Raw genomic sequence first — 16,350 nt, forward strand, 5'->3', positions numbered from 1 at the left:
GCATCGTCGCCCAGATCGCGACTCCAAAGACGAGCAGGAAGTACAGCGCGATGATCACCCAGTCCCACGTCGCAAGCAAGCCCGTCACGTGCGCCTCTCTTTGCTCAGGGTTGTTGCTGCATTACTGGTCTCGCCGGGGCGAGTGGTCGAAGAATCTGGAGCTTGGCACCATTTCGTGCCACCACGACCAGCCGTTCGCCGCCCGCGCGCTTAAGCAGCTTCATCTCCCGCACCTCACCTTCGATCACGAGCTTGCTGGCCTCGAGATCGGCCGCGGCAAATCGACCGCTGCCGTCGCCGCTCAGCATGAGTCCATAGCTCGCGTCGTACCGCCCGCGCGCCGGGGTCACGCCGCTGAAGTTTCCGGCGACGATCAGATCGATATGCCCATCGGCGTTGAAGTCGTCCGGCACGACGGCGTAGATCGGAGCGAACTGGGCTTCGATCGGGAGCGGCGCAAGGGTGAACGCTCCCTTGCCTGTATTCAGGGCGACGGAGCTCGCAAAGAGCTGCGCTTCCCGCACCTCCGCCTGGGCCAGCTCTGATCCAGGAAAAATGTCCTCGATCCGGCTGGCGCCAAAGCTGGAGTAGGACGGGTACTTGCCGCGGAGCTGCGGCATCAGGCGCACCATGTCATCGCGTCCTGCGAGCGGATAGCTCACTCCGTTCTTGTAAAAGGTGAGGATCTGCTCCACCGCACCGTTGCCGAAGAAATCGTGGACGTACATCCGCGCGGGCTCCCCGGGTGACGCCCGGATATACGAGTTGAGGCCGAGATTGCCCAGCACGAGATCCTTCCTTCGATCTCCGTTCAGGTCGACGGCCTTCACTGTGTTCCACCACCCGCTCGTTGCCGACATGCCGGCCTCGGCAGTCCGGTCCACAAAGCGCCCGTTCTCCTGCCGAAAGACGCGTACCGGCATCCACTCTCCGACTACCACCAGGTCGAGCTCGCCGTCGCCGTCGTAATCCAGCCACGCGGCCGAGGAGACCATTCCCGCCTCACCGAGTGCGCCGCCCGCACTGGCGGTGACATCCACGAAACGGCCTGTCCCGTCGTTCCGCAGCAAATGGCTGCGAGGAGTCAGGCCGTATTGTCTCGAGACGACACGGCTCCCAACGAAGAGATCAGTCCAGCCGTCGCCGTCAAAGTCCGCGGAAACTACACACGATCCGTTCTCGAAAAAATCAGGAAGGGCCTCCCTCGCCCGATGGAAATTTCCACGCCCGTCGTTGACATAGAGGCGGTCACGAAGCGCCTCGGCGGTGCCCCAGAACTCGTTCCCGCCGCTCACCACGTACAGATCCAGCTTGCCGTCGCCGTTGGCATCGAAGAACTCCGCGTCGACGTCCTCGTGCAGGCTGTCGGTACGAAACGCCGTTTGCGCGCTGGCCTCGAAGCGCCCGTCCCGACGCTGGATGAAGAGGCGTCCAGCCTGCCACTTCGCGCCGCCCACGTACACATCATCCAAGCCGTCCCCGTTCACGTCGCCTGTCGCGAGAGCCGGTCCCTCGGCCGAAAGCAGGTGCGGCATGAACGGCTCGCGATTGTAATCGAAAAACGCGTTCTCCTCGTGCTCGAAGTCGAGGCCCGCGGAAGCCGTCACGTCCTCGAAAAGCGGCGGCGTCGCGGGCCGCGCGCCGTAGTCGTACTCCCCGCCGGCGTCGTCCTGCGAAAGCGTAACGAACTGATCGGCGGCTACGCCTGTGATCACTTGATAGCGGCCGTCCGGCCAGATGACCGTGAGCGAGTCTACGCGTTCCGTTAGCCCCAGCCCGAAATGCAGCCGCGGATCGACTGACGACTGGAACCCCCGTGTCGGCATCTGCTCGAGCATCTGCGTCGCGCCGGCATGCTTGAGCAGCACCTTGGCCCCGATGCCCGCGGTGTTGGCGCCGGCGCCGCGCAAGGCGACCGTGAGATGGTGATTCCCGTTCCTCTCACGCGCGCGGTTCCGATAGATCGCGGCAGGCGCGTTCACGTTGTTGACGACGAGATCGAGAGCGCCGGTGTTATTGAGATCCACGTAGACGGCGCCGTTGGAAAAACCGGGCTGCGCCAACCCCCATCGTTCAGCCATGTTCGTGAAGGTCAGATCGCCATTGTTGCGGTAGGCGAAATTGGCCAGCGGGACCCGGGGCATTTTCTCCAGCAACGCCAGGTTTTCACGGGTGATGCCCTGCGAGAGCGAAGCCTGGACCGCCTCGTTTCCCACATAATTGATGTAGTCCAGGTCGTTGGGCCGGCGATAGACCCCGTTCGTGATGAAGAGATCCTTGCGGCCGTCGTTGTCGAGATCCGCGAACAACGCGGCCCAGCTCCAATCGGTGGCGAAGACACCGGCCAGATATCCGATCTCACTGAATCGGCCGCCGCCGCGATTGACCTGCAGCGTGTTTCGCGCGTACTGAGGGTGATAGCCCGCCTTCACCTTCAGGTTGAAAACGTTGAAGCTTTCCGCGTTCGCTGAAGTCTTGAGTATGTCCTCCCGTTCGGGAAGCATGTCGAGGACGACCAGATCCGGTCGTCCATCGTCGTTGAAGTCCGCCGCGTCCACTCCCATCGAAGAACGGCTGGTGTGGCCCATGGCGTCGGCTATGGATTCGGTGAACGTGCCGTCGCAGTTGTTGCGGTAAAGAAAATCGTTCTCCTGGAAATCGTTCGCGACGAAAAGGTCGGGGCAGCCGTCCAGGTTGAAGTCGCTCGCGACAACGCCGAGTCCGTAACCCTCGACCCCGCCGAAAATCCCGGCCTGAGCGCTCACGTCGGAAAACCGGTTGCTGTCGTTCCTGAAAAGCCGGTCGCCTGCTGCCGGGTGGCGCACGGCGCGTTGCGGCTTCGCGCTCACGCCGCGCTCGGTGTGAGTGGAGTAATTCAGCAGGTACATGTCGAGGTCCCCGTCTCCGTCGTAATCGAAGAAGAGAGCCTGGGTTGAATATCCGGCGTGCTCGAGCCCGTACTCCGTGGTCCTGTCACTGAAGGTCAGGTCGCCGTTGTTGATGTAGAGGACGTTCCGCCCGCGCATCGTGAGATAGCTGACCGCGGAAACATAGATATCCAGACGACCGTCCCCGTTGACGTCGGCCATCGTCACGCCGGTCGTCCAGCCGCCCGGAGACCCCGCCACGCCCGCACGCTCGGTAATGTCTTCGAACCTGTAATCGCCCTTGTTGAGGTAGAGCCGATCCGGTCCGAGATTCGAGGTGAAAAAGAGGTCCGGGAGTCCGTCGCCATCTATGTCGCCAGCGGCGACCCCTCCGCCGTTGTAATAGGCGAGAAAGTTGAGAATGTTGAGCTCCGGCTTCTCCGGTAGCTCGTTAGCGAACGTGATTCCCGTGGCCGCGGGAGTGAGGAGGTCGAACAGGGGGTCCGCGGGCGTCGCGCGCTCGCAGCCCGCCAGTGCCACCGCCAGCACGCCCGCGGCGATGCGCATCGCGGGCGCGCGTGACATGTTTATGCCGCGAGGGAGCGATTTATGCAGCACATCCATGCAGCCATGCGATGCGATCTCCGCTGATGAAATCGAAAGTCCACGGCTTGCTCCCCCTTGGTCTGCTGGTCGGACTACTCTGCGCGTGCGCCCATCCGGGCGGAACGGGCCCGGATGAAACAACAAGCGCCTTGTCCGGGGATCCACCCGGTGGAAGCGCCGTGACCGCGGAAGACATTCAACGCACCCCCAGCGTCCCGTTGGAAGAGCAGCTGAGGTCCGAATTCCCGGGGGTCTGGCTGACGCGCACCCCTGATGGTCGTATCGCCGTCCGCATCCGCGGCGCTACCTCCATGGTCGGGAGTAATGAGCCGTTGTTCGTGATCGACGGCATCCCGATCGAGCCGGGGCCGAATGGGGCCCTGACCGGAATCGTACCCAACGACATCAAGTCGATCGAGGTACTCAAGGATGCAGCCAGTACCGCGTTCTATGGATTGCGTGGCGCTAACGGCGTAGTCGTCATCAAGACCAAGCGACCGGGTCAGTAGGGGGAAAGACCGGCTGACACCCGCCTAGCGGCGCTGGAGGCGGTCGGTTTAGCCTTGGCAACCTCCTGGCGAGTGCTCACCCGCCGGACGACGAGCTCACCCACCTTGCGTCCCTGAGTTATCCCTTCCTCGATCGCCATCCTGTAATGGATGCCGCCGTAGAGCCGGCTGATGGCAGCTTCGGCGGCTGCCTGATCGAATGATGAGAATGACCGCGCGGGCAGCCCATACTCGACTTCAGTGCTGTCGCTGAATGCAAACTTGTCGCCGAAAATGTCCGTCAGTACCGTGGCGGCAGCGGTCGAGATGACGCTGTGGCCGCTCGTGTATTCCGGGAACGGCGGTGTCTGGAGAAGCGGCTGCCACGCCTCGTCCAGGTGGGCGTTGATCACCGTCTCCGGTCGCACCAGGTTGCTCCTGTATTTCTCATCCCAGCTGCTGATGAAAGCATCGGCCAGGGCAATGGCGGTGAGCGCATAGGCTTCAGCCGACCGCACGAGATCGGAACCCGACTCCCGGGAAGCGATTGCCACGATGCCCATCCAATGGCCACCGGGCGTGATCTTCTTCATCGCGTACATCGCATGCCCGCGTATGTGCATGACGTATGGGTTGCAGTCCCAGAAGCCCGCGATCTCCCGCTGTTCGTCGCTTAGCTGGTTCCCTATATCGAAGACTTCTTTCACCTGCAGGAAAAAAGGACTTGCCTGCGCGGTATCGAATGCGTGTGGCGGCTTCGGGCGGAACTGGCTGGACGAGTCCATCAGGAACGGACGCAGCGTGGCCCAACTGGGTTCGATCGCGTCCATGTAGCCGGGCGGGGTTGGGATCCACCGGCCCGGCTCGGAACCAACGGTGAATTTCGGATAGCCGCGGGTCTGAGGGAAATGATCCTTCGCTGCCCAGGCGAGTATGTGCTCGGCGACCTTTCCCCCGTACGCTATTGAGCGGTCGAATACGGGAGCGCCAATTCCCTGACGCCGGAAGCTCGTGTGCATGGCGGACCGCAGCGAATCCATTCGCGCCCGCGAGAAAGTGAGCGCCTTGCCCACCGTCATGAACGCGTGCACGCCGGCGAGCGACAAGTCGTACTGGGAGTCTGGCTCCGGAGCAGCCACGGGTTCCAGTCCGTTGAGCTGACCCGCCAGCGTCCGATACTCGGGACGTCCGTGGCGAAGGGCTTCGTAGGCGGCGACGCTCGCATAGGCATACACGCGACTCGACTGGGGCGGACTGAAGATGTCATAGACGATGACGCGGGTGAGCTGGCCCATGGCGGTATGAAGCAGCTCGGCATCCTGCTCGGTTCGATTACTGTCGCGCCCGCAACCCTGGAGCAGGCACGCCGCAAGCATCGCCAGTGCGATCCGCCCTGTCATCGCGCGGGGGTCCGAGTGGACCGGAAGACGAGCGGGCGATCGTTGTTGCGCGTAACGACGTACACCTCTCCCTCACTCGTCCGAAGCCGCTGGATATCGCGCGCCTGCCCGGGCACGAAGAAGCCGCTCTCGGCTGCCCGCATCGGCGCGAACCTCCCGTTTCCGGTCCCGCGCAGAAACAGGCCATACCCCGCGGTCATCCGGCCGATCTCCGGCTTGACCCCGTCGAAATTTCCGGCCAGCAGCAAGTCTGTTTTCCCGTCGGCATCGAAATCGGACGCCAGGATTCCGTAGATCGGTGAAAGCTGCGCTTCGAGCGGCAGCGGGATGAGTGTGAAGGAACCGTCACCATTATTCCTGACGAGGGTCGTTGCAAAGGTGTGTGATTTCCTGAGAATCGCATCACCGAGCTCACCAGCCGGGAAAATATCCGTCACGGTCTGGCCCGCGTAGTCCTTGTAATTGAGGTAACGCGCCTTGAGAAAGGGGAGCGCCTTGATCAGGTCGTCACGCAGCGCGAGTGGATAACTGACGCCTCCGGTGTAATACGATACGATTTGCTCGACGAATCCGTTCCCGTCAAAATCCTTTACATGCATGGTCGCCGGTTCACTGTCGGTGGCACGAAGGCGCGTGTCGAGGCCCAGATTACCGATGACGAAGTCGGTAAGACCGTCGCCGGTAAAGTCGCCGGCAACGATCCGGTTCCACCAGCCGTGGCTCTTCTCGAGACCGCGCGCATGCATCCGCACGAGCTTTCCGTTACCGGCGTTTCGAAAAATGGTGATAGGCATCCACTCGCCCACCACGACGAGATCGAGCCGGCCGTCCTTGTCTACATCCTGCCAGACGGCGTCGGTGACCATGCCGGCCTGCGCCAGACCGGGCGCGGCTTGGCTGATGACATCGGTGAAACGGCCGCCCCCGTCGTTCCTGAGGAGCGCGCTCGTGGGATCTATCCCGTACCGGCCTGGAAGCACCCGTCCGCCGACGAAAAGATCCATGTCGCCGTCCCCATCGTAGTCGGCGGCCGTCACACGCGATCCGCTGGTGAGCGCTGGCGGTATGCTACCCACTGCTTTTCTGAAATTACCCCGACCGTCGTTCAGGTACAGCCGGTCCGCGAGTGCCGGCGCCATGTCGGAAAACTCATTGCCGCCGCTGACGACGTAGAGATCGGGGAATCCGTCCCCGTTGGCGTCGAAGAATACGGCGCCGAGGTCTTCCGAAATCCTGTCCTGCTCGAAGAGCCTATCGTTGGTTCCGACGAATCTGCCGCCACGCCGCTGGATCAGGAGCTTGCCCGGCTGATCCTTCGCACCCCCGATGAACGCGTCTTCCAGCCCGTCGCCATTCACGTCGGCTACGGCCATGTATGGCCCTTCCGTCGAAAGCATCTTGGGAATCAGACGCTCGCGATCGAAATCCACGAACGCGTTCTCCCGGTGCACGAAACCGAGATCGATACGGTCCGTCACATCCACGAAGACCGGCGTGGAGCGTTTGGGCTCCACGTCCACCGGCGAAACCGAGCCCGACTGCCGGACCACCAAACGCTGGTTGGCCGCGACGTCGTTGAGGGTGCTCACCCGGCCGTCGGACCACTCGACCCTCACTGTGTCCACCTTGTCGAGCGTACCGAGCCCGAACGTAAGCACATAGTCAACGCTCGACTGGAATCCGCGGGAGGGCATCATTTCCTGAAAGAATACGGATCCTCCGCCCGTCACTGTGACCTTGGCGCCAATGGCGAACCGATTGAGTTTTTCTCCTTCGAGCCTGACTTGGAGATACCGGTTATTCAGCAGTGACCGCGCGTTGTTTCGATAGACGAAAGCTTCCTGATTCACGTTGTTCACTACGAGGTCGAGCGCGCCGTCGCCGTTCAGATCACCGTATGCCGCTCCATTGGAGAACCCGCGCGTATCCAGTCCCCAAGTTGGACCCTCACTCGTGAAGGTGAGGTCACCGTTGTTTCGGAACGCATAGTTCGGAAGCTCCGTCGAGCTCATCGCGTTGACGAGGCCGAGGAAGTCAACCCGCTTACCGCCCTTGGTCGCGGACGCCATCGTCTCATTGTTCGCCAGGAACGAGATGTAATCTTGTGACGTAACGTCGCGGGCCATGCCGTTCGTCACATGGATGTCCTTATGACCATCCAGATCGAAATCGGCGATAAGCGCGCTCCAGCTCCAGTCCGTCCGGGCTACGCCCGAAAGCTGTCCGATTTCGCTGAACGTTCCGTTCGCGTTATTGAGCTGAAGCGTGTTCCTGGTGAACTGGTGGTGGTAGTCGTTTCTGACCTTGGTCTGGTACACGTCCCAGCCCTCGAACGAGCCCGTTGTCTTGAGCCTGTAATCATCCTCGGGCAGCATGTCGGTGACGTAGATGTCGAGCCAGCCGTCGTTGTTGATATCGGCCATGTCGAGACCCATCGACGAATAGCTGATGGAGGGCATCTGCCGCTCGAGGTCCTCAACGAAAGTCCCATCGCGGTTATTGATGTAGAGATAGTCGCGCTCGAAGAAATCGTTCGAAACGTAGATGTCCGGCCAGCCGTCGCGGTTCACGTCGCCCACCGCGACACCGAGACCGAACGCGATCTCGCTCCCGTAGATCCCGGCTGTCTCGCTCACATCGGTGAATCGCGCGCCGTCGTTGCGAAAGAGCTTGTGCCCGCCGAACTCGCTGCGCACATGCCGGATATTGCGCAACCCGAAGCTGCTGACGGGCCGAAACGAATTGTTGACCACGTACAGGTCCAAGTCTCCGTCGCGGTCGTAGTCGAAGAAGGCAGCGTGCGTCGAGTAGCCTTCGTCCGCGATGCCGTAGGCGGTCGCCCTCTCGATGAAGGTCGGCACTCCCTCGGCGTTCAGTCCCCTGTTGATGTAAAGCTCGTTGGCCCTCCGCTCCCCTTCGACGTTTCCGGCATAGCAGATGTAGATATCCAGCAGACCGTCGCCATTGACGTCGGCGATCGTGACTCCCGTCGCCCAGAAACCTTTTCCTTCGACCCCGGCTTCCCTGGTCACGTCGCGGAAGCGAAAGTCGCCCAGGTTCAGGTACAACCGGTTGCCGCCCAGGTTCGACGTCAGCAGAATTTCCGGCAGCCCGTCTCCGGTGAGGTCGCCCAGCGCCACACCACCGCCGTTGTAGTAGTTGCGATACGTGAAGACGTTGAGCTCGCGCGTGTCGGTGAGGCGATTCTCGAAGCGAACGCCCGTATAATCCGACGGCAGGCTGGTGAAGAGATGGTTACCTACCGCAGGCGCCTCAACAGCCTGGTTCGCGGAGCCATCGGCAAGTGAGCAAGCCGCAACGAAATACAATCCCGAGAGCCTGAACAAGACGTTCAGGCCGAATGCCTTCTGCATGAAATAACCTGTTAAATGCATCGTAGCCTGCTCTCACCCTGAGAGCAGGCTACGATGCCGAGTCGATAACTACCCGGAATTCAGTATCCGACGTTCTGCACGAGCAGCGGGTTGGTCTCGATCTGAGTCTGAGGAATCGGCATCAGGATGCGATACGGATCGGTTACACCCTTGTTGAACCAGGCTCGCTGCGTGAACTGCCCGTGGCGTATAAGATCCTGCCTCCGCTTGCCCTCGGCGGTGAGCTCGAACAGACGCTCCTTCAGGATCACATTCCGAAACTCAGCCTGTGAGGTCGTCGCAGGAATCGGCTCGGGAGTAGCGAATACTCGCGCGCGCACGGTATTCACGAGCGCGATAGCCTCCGCGGTACGCCCAAGCTCGTTGAGCGCTTCGGCCTTGATGAGGTAGATCTCGCCGAGGCGAAAATGCGCGAAATCGTTGCCGTTGTCCTGGTTGACGTGATTCGGATCGACCGTCCACTTAGCGATTCGCACACCGGCGCCTTCGCTGGCATTCGTCGGATCACCGATGTTCGGATCAAAAACGAGCGGCTCTCCCGTCCGGTCGTTGACCGGCTCTCCCGTCTCCAGATTGAACTGCCTGCCTTCGAGGAATATCTCCCGGCGCCGATCATCCGCGTCGAAAGCAAAATAGGTCTCGGCGATCGTAGCAAAGCCGTTCCAGGGGCTGGGCGTGAACTGGGTGTAATGCAGCGCCCGCAGGAGGAAGTTTAGCCCCAGCCCACTTTCGTTTAGGAACTTCACCGCCAGGATGATTTCCGGCGACAGATAGTTGTCGTGGGTGAAGTTCGAGCGCCAGTTACCCGCGAGACTGTAGACGCCGGAATTAATGATTCTGTCCGCGACGGTGACGGCATCCTGCCACCGGGCCGCGCCTTTCTGCAGGCCCGCCGCGGTAACAGACCCGGAGAATACTTCGGCGTTCAAATACAGGCTCGCCAGAATAGCGTCGGCCGCGCCGCTAGTCATGCGCCCTTGCATCTCGGATGGCCAGGTAGCAGGCAGCACGGCCCGCGCCGCGTTCAGCTCGTCCTCGATGAACTTGAATACTTCCGCACGGGTGTTCTGCTTTCGAGGCATGATCTCCGTGGTGGTCACGATCGGCACGCCACCGAACATGTCCTGGAGCAGGAAGTAATAGAACGCACGTAATACCTTCAGCTCGGCCTCAACGACCGATTTGCTCGGGAAGCTCACCTTCTCCACGCCGGCCAGCACCGCGTTGGCCCGGGCCACGCCGATAAAGAGAGCGTTCCACGCGCCATTGATGTCGTCCAGGCCCGAGGGACTGTTCGCACCCCAAAGCTGCCGGTCGATCTCCAGCCACCGGCCGTTGTCGTACCAGTCGGTGCCGCGCGTCGGCACGATGTACTCGTCCGAGCTGATCTCGGTCAGATTGTAGTAGGCCTCCGTCGTCTGCCGCAGCTGCGCATAGACTGACGCCAGCGCTCCGATCACTTCTTCTTCGTTGTTGAAGAAATTCTCCGGAGCGATCGCGCTGGTCGGCTCCTCCGTCAGGTCGGTGCATCCCTGTAGGACCCCGACGGCCGGAAAAAGGACCAGCAGCGCGCGCAGTGCGGCCGTTCTCATTATTTCCCTCACAGCATCGGTCATACAGGTCGGATCCTGACGGAGGTTGGCGAGAAGGCTAGAACTGGACACGAAGTCCTCCCGTGATGGTGCGGGGGCGCGGATAATGGAGGTAATCTATCCCCCGGGTGCCCACACTGTTGATTCCGGCATCGGTGTGTACTTCCGGGTCGTAGCCTGAGTAGTCCGTCAGCAGAATCAAATTGTCGCCCGAGAGGTAGACCCGGGCCCGCTGGCCCATGCCCGTGAACGTGGGCATGTCGAAGCTGTATCCTACCGTCAGATTCTGTAGACGCACGAAAGATCCATCCTCGATCCAGCGTGACGAATAGATCTGGGGCTCATCAATATCCACGCCGTCGTCGAGAGCCTCCTTGAGGAAATTCTTGCCGCGCTTCGCATTGCCCTTGGTCGCGTACACGAGCGCCGTGTTGTTGAACACATCGAGCCCCTGCTGGCTGTTGACCAGAAAGCTGAAATCGAAATTGCCGTAAGTGGCTCGGCTGTTGATGCCGAAGCTGAAGTTTGGATTGGCATCTCCGATTACGACGTAATCGTCACCCCCTGGAGAGGTCGTGACTCCGGACAGCTCGCGGGTCAATTCCCGTCCCGCGGCGTCCCGCGTGACCGTGTACTTGTTGAACTCCTGCTGGCCGGAGGCGTTCACGCCAATGAACTGCGGTCCGTAGAACGTTCCGATCGCATGGCCTGGTATCACTCGCTGGGAGACCTGGCCGGACTGGCCCTCTCCGCTGACTCGGCCGGTGGAGATGAAACTCCGGCCGCCGAGATCCACGACCTCGTTTCGCTGAACATCGAAGACGATGCCGGCGTCCCAGGTCAGACCGGTGCGGTTTATCAACGATCCATCGAGCGAGAATTCGAAGCCCTTGTTCTGGGTCTTCCCGATGTTCTCCAGCCTGGTGGACGCTACCGCGGGCTGAGGTACCGGAACGGTGAGCAACAGGTCATTCGTCTTCTTCACATAGTACTCGACGCTGCCGTTGAACCGATTGTCCAAAAAGCCGTAGTCGAGCGCCACATTCGTCTGCGCGGTCTCTTCCCACTTGAGATCCGGGTTGGGATTCTGAGTCGGAGAGAAACCGGTCACTGCCCGTTCGCCGAACACGTACCGCGAGTTTCCGTCGGCAGCCAGCAGGATCAGTGACGCGTACGGCGGCACGCCGGGGTTGCCCTGCAATCCCCAGCCAGCGCGAAGACGCAGCTCGGAGAACGGGCCGCGGGGAATGAAGCTCTCTTCGCTCAACCGCCAGGATCCCGAGATGGCCGGAAAGACCGCCCACTTGTTCCCCTCTCCGAACATGGACGCCCCGTCCCGCCTGAGTACGCCGGTCAGGAAGTAGCGGTCCTTGAAGCTGTAATTCGCTCTCGACAAAAAGCCGATCAGCCGACTGTCTTCGCGCCGCGAATAGAGAGGCTGCGGCTGGCTTCCGCTGCTGAGGCTGTGATAGGCGGACGCATCGGTGAGGAAATTCCGAGTCTCCGCGTAGAATTCAGTGAGCGTGTTACCGAAGAACTCGTACCCGCCCAGCACGTCGAAGTCGTGGTTGCCGGCGAATTGTGGGTGATAGGTCAGAATCGTTTGCAGCGTCTTGGACTGATTGTTCCGGTTCGCCTGCCGGGCGAGCCCCTGATACTGCGCTCCAACGGGATTTGCCCGCGGGAAGTAGGTGTCGCGGTTGCTGTCGAATCGATCGATGCCGACGCTCACCCTTGCGGTCAGAGCCGAGAAGATGTCGTAGTCGGCCGAGACGTTGCCGAGGACTCGGGTGGTCTTACCCAGGTCCAGTATCTGCGTGGCGAGCGCCACCGGGTTTCGCACCGACTGAAAGCCGGGTCCAAGCTCGAAGAAAGTAGCCTCTCCCGTGGCCGGGTCGGTCATGGAAACCGGATACGTGGGGTTGTACACGAGCGTATTGATGAACACGCCCCCTTCAAAGCCGCCGGTGTTGTCGAACGGGAGATAGTCGTTGATGACGTGCGAGCCGGTCAGATTGAGTCCCATGCGCAGCCGCCCGGTCAAGGCATGATGAGTTCCGTTCAGCCGCGCCTGGTACCGCTTAAAGCCGTTATCCAGCACCACTCCCTGCTGGCTGAGATGGTTGAGCGAAGCGCGGAACTGCGTGTTCGGGGAACCACCGGCGAAGGACAGGTTATGGTTGACTGTCGCGGCGCTGCGGGTCATCGCTTCTTCCCAATCCGTATCAGCCGTCCCCAGCCCTGCAAGGACGCTCGCACTCACGTTCCCCTCGGCCACCTGTTCCTGGATGAAGTTTCTGAATTCGGCGCCGGAAAGCACTTCGAGCGACCGCCCGAGTGAAGATCGGCCCGCAGAAAACTCATACTCCATCGTGGGGCCGCCCGCTGCGCCCTTCTTGGTCTCGATGACGATGACACCGTTCGCGGCGCGCGTGCCGTAGATCGCTGCCGCAGCATCCTTCAGGATGGTGACCGACGCAATGTCGGCGGGATTGAGGAGATTCAGCGGATTGCGCGGCAGGGCCGGCTCATTGTCGCTGATTCTGACGGCGGACGCTTCGGTTGGCACGTTGTTGACCGGAACGCCGTCGATCACGTACAGCGGGTCGTTGCTCGCACTGATAGAGGTGCCGCCGCGGATGCGTATCTGCGCCCCGCCGCCCGGCTCGCCGCTGTTCTGAGTGATGTTGACTCCGGCGGCCCGCCCCTGGATCATCTGGTCGACGTTGGCTATCGCCCCGACGTTCGCCTCGCTCGCGTCAATAGTCGCAATCGAGCCTGTGATCGCCACTCGGCGCTGGGTGCCATAGCCCGTGGTGACAACCTCTTCGAGCACGGTCGCCGCTCCGCCGAGCATGAACTGGAGCGTAGCCGTCGCGCCAGCGGCTACGGTCACGCTTTGCACTTGCGGGGTGTATCCGATCCGGCGTGCCCGCACGCTGTGAGTTCCTGCGGGCACTCCGCTTAAGACGAAGGTTCCGTCATTCCGTGTGAGGGCGCCTCGGTCTGTCCCTTCGATGAAAACGGTGACACCGGCAAGCGGCTGCTGACTCGTGCTGTCAACGACTCGTCCGGTGACGGTGCCTGTCTGGGCCTGGGCGGCAAGCGGAGCCGACAAAAACGCGCATCCAACAAGCGCCAGAAAGACGTTACGGACCTTTACCATAATGATTGCGCTCCATTGGATGGGAGTTCGGACGCATCGCGTGCCAGGTACCCTCATGACTCGGGCAAGAGTCAAGAGTATGGTTCCGGGCAACGCCCTGTCAAGCAATTCCGGCCTGCAGGGCCTTTCTTCGGCTTGTATGCCGCGAATCGGGTCTCATCTGGATGAGGCGATCCTGCATCGAATGAAGTTGTGCGCCGCGTGCTGTTTGCCGGGATCGTCTTCGTCGGAACCCACGATAGGCCGCGTTCGGAGCTAATTGACATGGCGGCTTCCGTTTAGGGAGTGAACGATGCGCGTTCCGGCCAAGTGCCGCTAGTCGACGGAAAAGCCCTGCGGCGCCAGACCGGTCAGAGGATCTCGAGCTCCGCCGGTCGGCGCGCGAAGCCGGCCGTCATCGCCGTGGGCTGTCATATCCAGCGGCGCACCCGCCGGGCATACGCCTCGAACGCTCCGGGAAAAAGTGCGCGCAACGATTTCTCCTCCGGGCCGATCTGAAAGCGGTTCATGTATGCGACGAAGATGGCCACACCCAATAGCGAAAGCGGATGCGATAAGGTAGACCGCCCAACCCACGAGCACGCTCGCCACGCCAAGGTACATCGGGTTTCTGGTAAAGCGGTATATGCCCGTGGCCACCAGCGCCGAGGCAGCCGCCGGATTCAGCGGATTCACGGTCGTGCGCGCGCGACGGAATTCGAGGACCTCCGGCGAGCACGATGAATACGCCCAGGATTGCCAGACCCGACGCGAGCGCGGCACGCGCGGGAACCGAAATGCGCAGCTCCGGTGTCGCGCTCGCCACCACCCACATGCCCAGAGCGGTGACGAGCGCGACTGCGGGCGGTGGAACTCTGTGCTCTAGACTAGCGACCCCCATCACCGAGGCTGATGCGCCAGACCGAACTGCCCTTCCAGATCTCTCCCGGATATGCGATGAAGCGCCCGTCCGGTGAGACCTCGAAGCCCCACTTCGACGCCGGGTCGCTCCGCGTGACGTTCACCGGCTGCGCCCCCTCGGCGACAGGAATGCGCACGATGTGCGCTTCCGCGCCCGCTCCCCCTCCGACGACGAGCACGCCGCTGTCGTCCGGCATCCAGCGCGGCCAGTACCAGTAGCTGAGCCCGGTGTCGACGATGCGCGGCGGCGCGACGCCGGATGGATCGACGAAAGCCATCAAGTCGGGCGAGCCCGGGCCGCGCGAGTAGTGCAGCGCGAGCAGCTTGCCGTCGTGCGAGAACGAGATCTCGTTAGTGCCCGGCATGGCGTATATCGTCAGCAGACGCCGGTGCTCGGCGTTCTCGCCGTCGGCGATCATGAGGTCCACGCTATCGCCCCGCTCCTGCTGCCACGCGACACGATTACCGTGCACCGCGAAGTTCGTTCGGCCGAGGAGCGGCGCCGGCAGTGAATGCAGCGTGCGGACCTCTCCCGGCCCGCGCCATCCCTTTACGTCCAGCCAGTCGCCGCGACGCTCAAGGAAATACAGCTCTTCGTGCGCTCCCCATGTCCCCCCCGGGCCATATGGCAAGAGCATGTTGTGTCCGGGAGCTGATTCCGTGATGACATGACGCGACGCGTCACGCAGGTCCAGCGCGACCAGCGAGCGGGGATTGTTTCCTTCCCGCCGCGATGACTGAAACAGGAAGCGGCTGTTAGCGCCCTCCGCGCCCCACTCGGGCGTTTCCGGGAAAGTCCGCGGCGTGCCGCCGTCGACCGGGACGGCTGCCAGGACGGCGGTCCCGTCCTGCTCCGTCCAGGTGTATAGCGTCTTGCCGTCGGCGCTCCAGCGCATCACCCAATCGTACGCCAAAGGCGCGGTGACGTCGCGGTACGCACCGCCATCGATCGGCATGATGCGCGTCGGCGCCACTACGTCGGTCTCAACGACCACTAGCGCGCCGTCGCGCGTGACCTGCGTCGCGCGCGTGTTCCGGTTGACGGGAATCGTTCGCACGAGCGTGCCGCTCTGGTCGTACAACTTGAGCAGGCGATTCCGGGGGCCGGCGGCGTTTTCAGCGACGACGAAAATCTCCGCGCCCGGCCCTATCAGCAGCTGCCCCGCCGGGGGCAGCCGGTTCGACACGGCGACGATCTCGCCGCCCGCTGCAGGCACACGATGCAGGACCCGTTCGCTCTGCAGAGCAACGTTCGTCAGAAAGTACAGATGCTGGCCGTCGCCGCTCCACGCGATGTTGCCTGATCGTATGGGCATGCGCGCGACGACCCGCGTCTCCCCGCCGGATGCCTGCACAACTTTGAGCAGACGACGATCCGTGCCGTCCACGAACGCCACCGTTTTTCCATCCGGCGAAACGCGGATGAAGCCCTGCACGGGATCCGGCGATATCCGCCGCGGCTCTCCGACGGCGCGACCGGTCGCAGGGTCGAACTGAACCTCCATGCCGTAGTAGTACTGATCTCCCGCCGCCGCGGCGCGATTGGACAGGAAATAGATGCGGTCGCCCGACGGTGACCATTCGGGATTCTGGTCCCACGAGCCGGCCGACGTTAGCGGCTGGATCCCCTCGCCGCCGACGCGGACGACTGTGAGGTTGGCCTTGGCCGGCGACGTCATCACCGGGAAGACCACCCACTTCCCGTCGGGAGAGAGGACCGCGGGGCCGGTCACGGCCGTCGCGGAGTCGGAGAACAGCCGTGTTTTCTCCGTGCTTGACGGAGACTGCTGTGCGGCCGCGGAGAACGGGCCGACAAGCAGGAGCAGGAGCGCGAGCGCTGTCGCGCGAACGTAGCCGTCGACAAACGGTCCCATGTAGCCTCCTGTCAGGAGCAATAGAAACGGGGATTAACGATGCGCCTCCCAGGCAGGTGCCG

The 16,350-nt window shown here is 62.3% G+C and carries 7 protein-coding genes; 1 reads left to right on the plus strand and 6 read right to left on the minus strand.

The window, feature by feature from the left end; all coding sequences use genetic code 11:
- Window positions 1-104 precede the first annotated feature (104 nt).
- Complete coding sequence (locus WEA80_04105; protein ID MEX1185748.1) at window positions 105-3,452, minus strand: VCBS repeat-containing protein; 3,348 nt, start codon at window positions 3,450-3,452, stop codon at window positions 105-107.
- Between the two features lie 200 nt (window positions 3,453-3,652).
- Between WEA80_04105 and WEA80_04110 the strand changes: the two genes are divergently transcribed.
- Window positions 3,653-3,982, plus strand: a complete 330-nt coding sequence (locus WEA80_04110; protein ID MEX1185749.1) for a TonB-dependent receptor plug domain-containing protein — start codon at window positions 3,653-3,655, stop codon at window positions 3,980-3,982.
- On the opposite strand, the gene WEA80_04115 is transcribed toward WEA80_04110, so the two are convergent.
- The 5 genes from WEA80_04115 to WEA80_04135 form a co-directional block, all read right to left on the minus strand.
- Complete coding sequence (locus tag WEA80_04115; GenBank protein MEX1185750.1) at window positions 3,976-5,361, minus strand: vanadium-dependent haloperoxidase; 1,386 nt, start codon at window positions 5,359-5,361, stop codon at window positions 3,976-3,978. The two genes, WEA80_04110 and WEA80_04115, sit on opposite strands and share 7 nt — an antisense overlap.
- A complete protein-coding gene (locus tag WEA80_04120; GenBank protein ID MEX1185751.1) occupies window positions 5,358-8,735 on the minus strand; it encodes a VCBS repeat-containing protein in 3,378 nt (1,125 codons plus the stop codon). The genes WEA80_04115 and WEA80_04120 overlap by 4 nt, the downstream gene beginning before the upstream one ends.
- 80 nt (window positions 8,736-8,815) lie before the next feature.
- Window positions 8,816-10,348 carry a RagB/SusD family nutrient uptake outer membrane protein gene (locus WEA80_04125; protein ID MEX1185752.1) on the minus strand — a complete coding sequence of 511 codons (1,533 nt, stop codon included), beginning with the start codon at window positions 10,346-10,348 and terminating at the stop codon, window positions 8,816-8,818.
- A gap of 58 nt (window positions 10,349-10,406) precedes the next feature.
- Entirely contained in the window at window positions 10,407-13,514 is a 3,108-nt protein-coding gene (locus WEA80_04130; GenBank protein ID MEX1185753.1) for a SusC/RagA family TonB-linked outer membrane protein, read from the minus strand.
- 866 nt (window positions 13,515-14,380) lie between these two features.
- Window positions 14,381-16,288, minus strand: coding sequence for a hypothetical protein (locus WEA80_04135; GenBank protein ID MEX1185754.1), 1,908 nt, complete (start codon window positions 16,286-16,288; stop codon window positions 14,381-14,383).
- Window positions 16,289-16,350 lie beyond the last annotated feature (62 nt).

The organism is Gemmatimonadaceae bacterium (assembly GCA_040882285.1).
Classification (GTDB): Bacteria; Gemmatimonadota; Gemmatimonadetes; order Gemmatimonadales; family Gemmatimonadaceae; genus JACDCY01.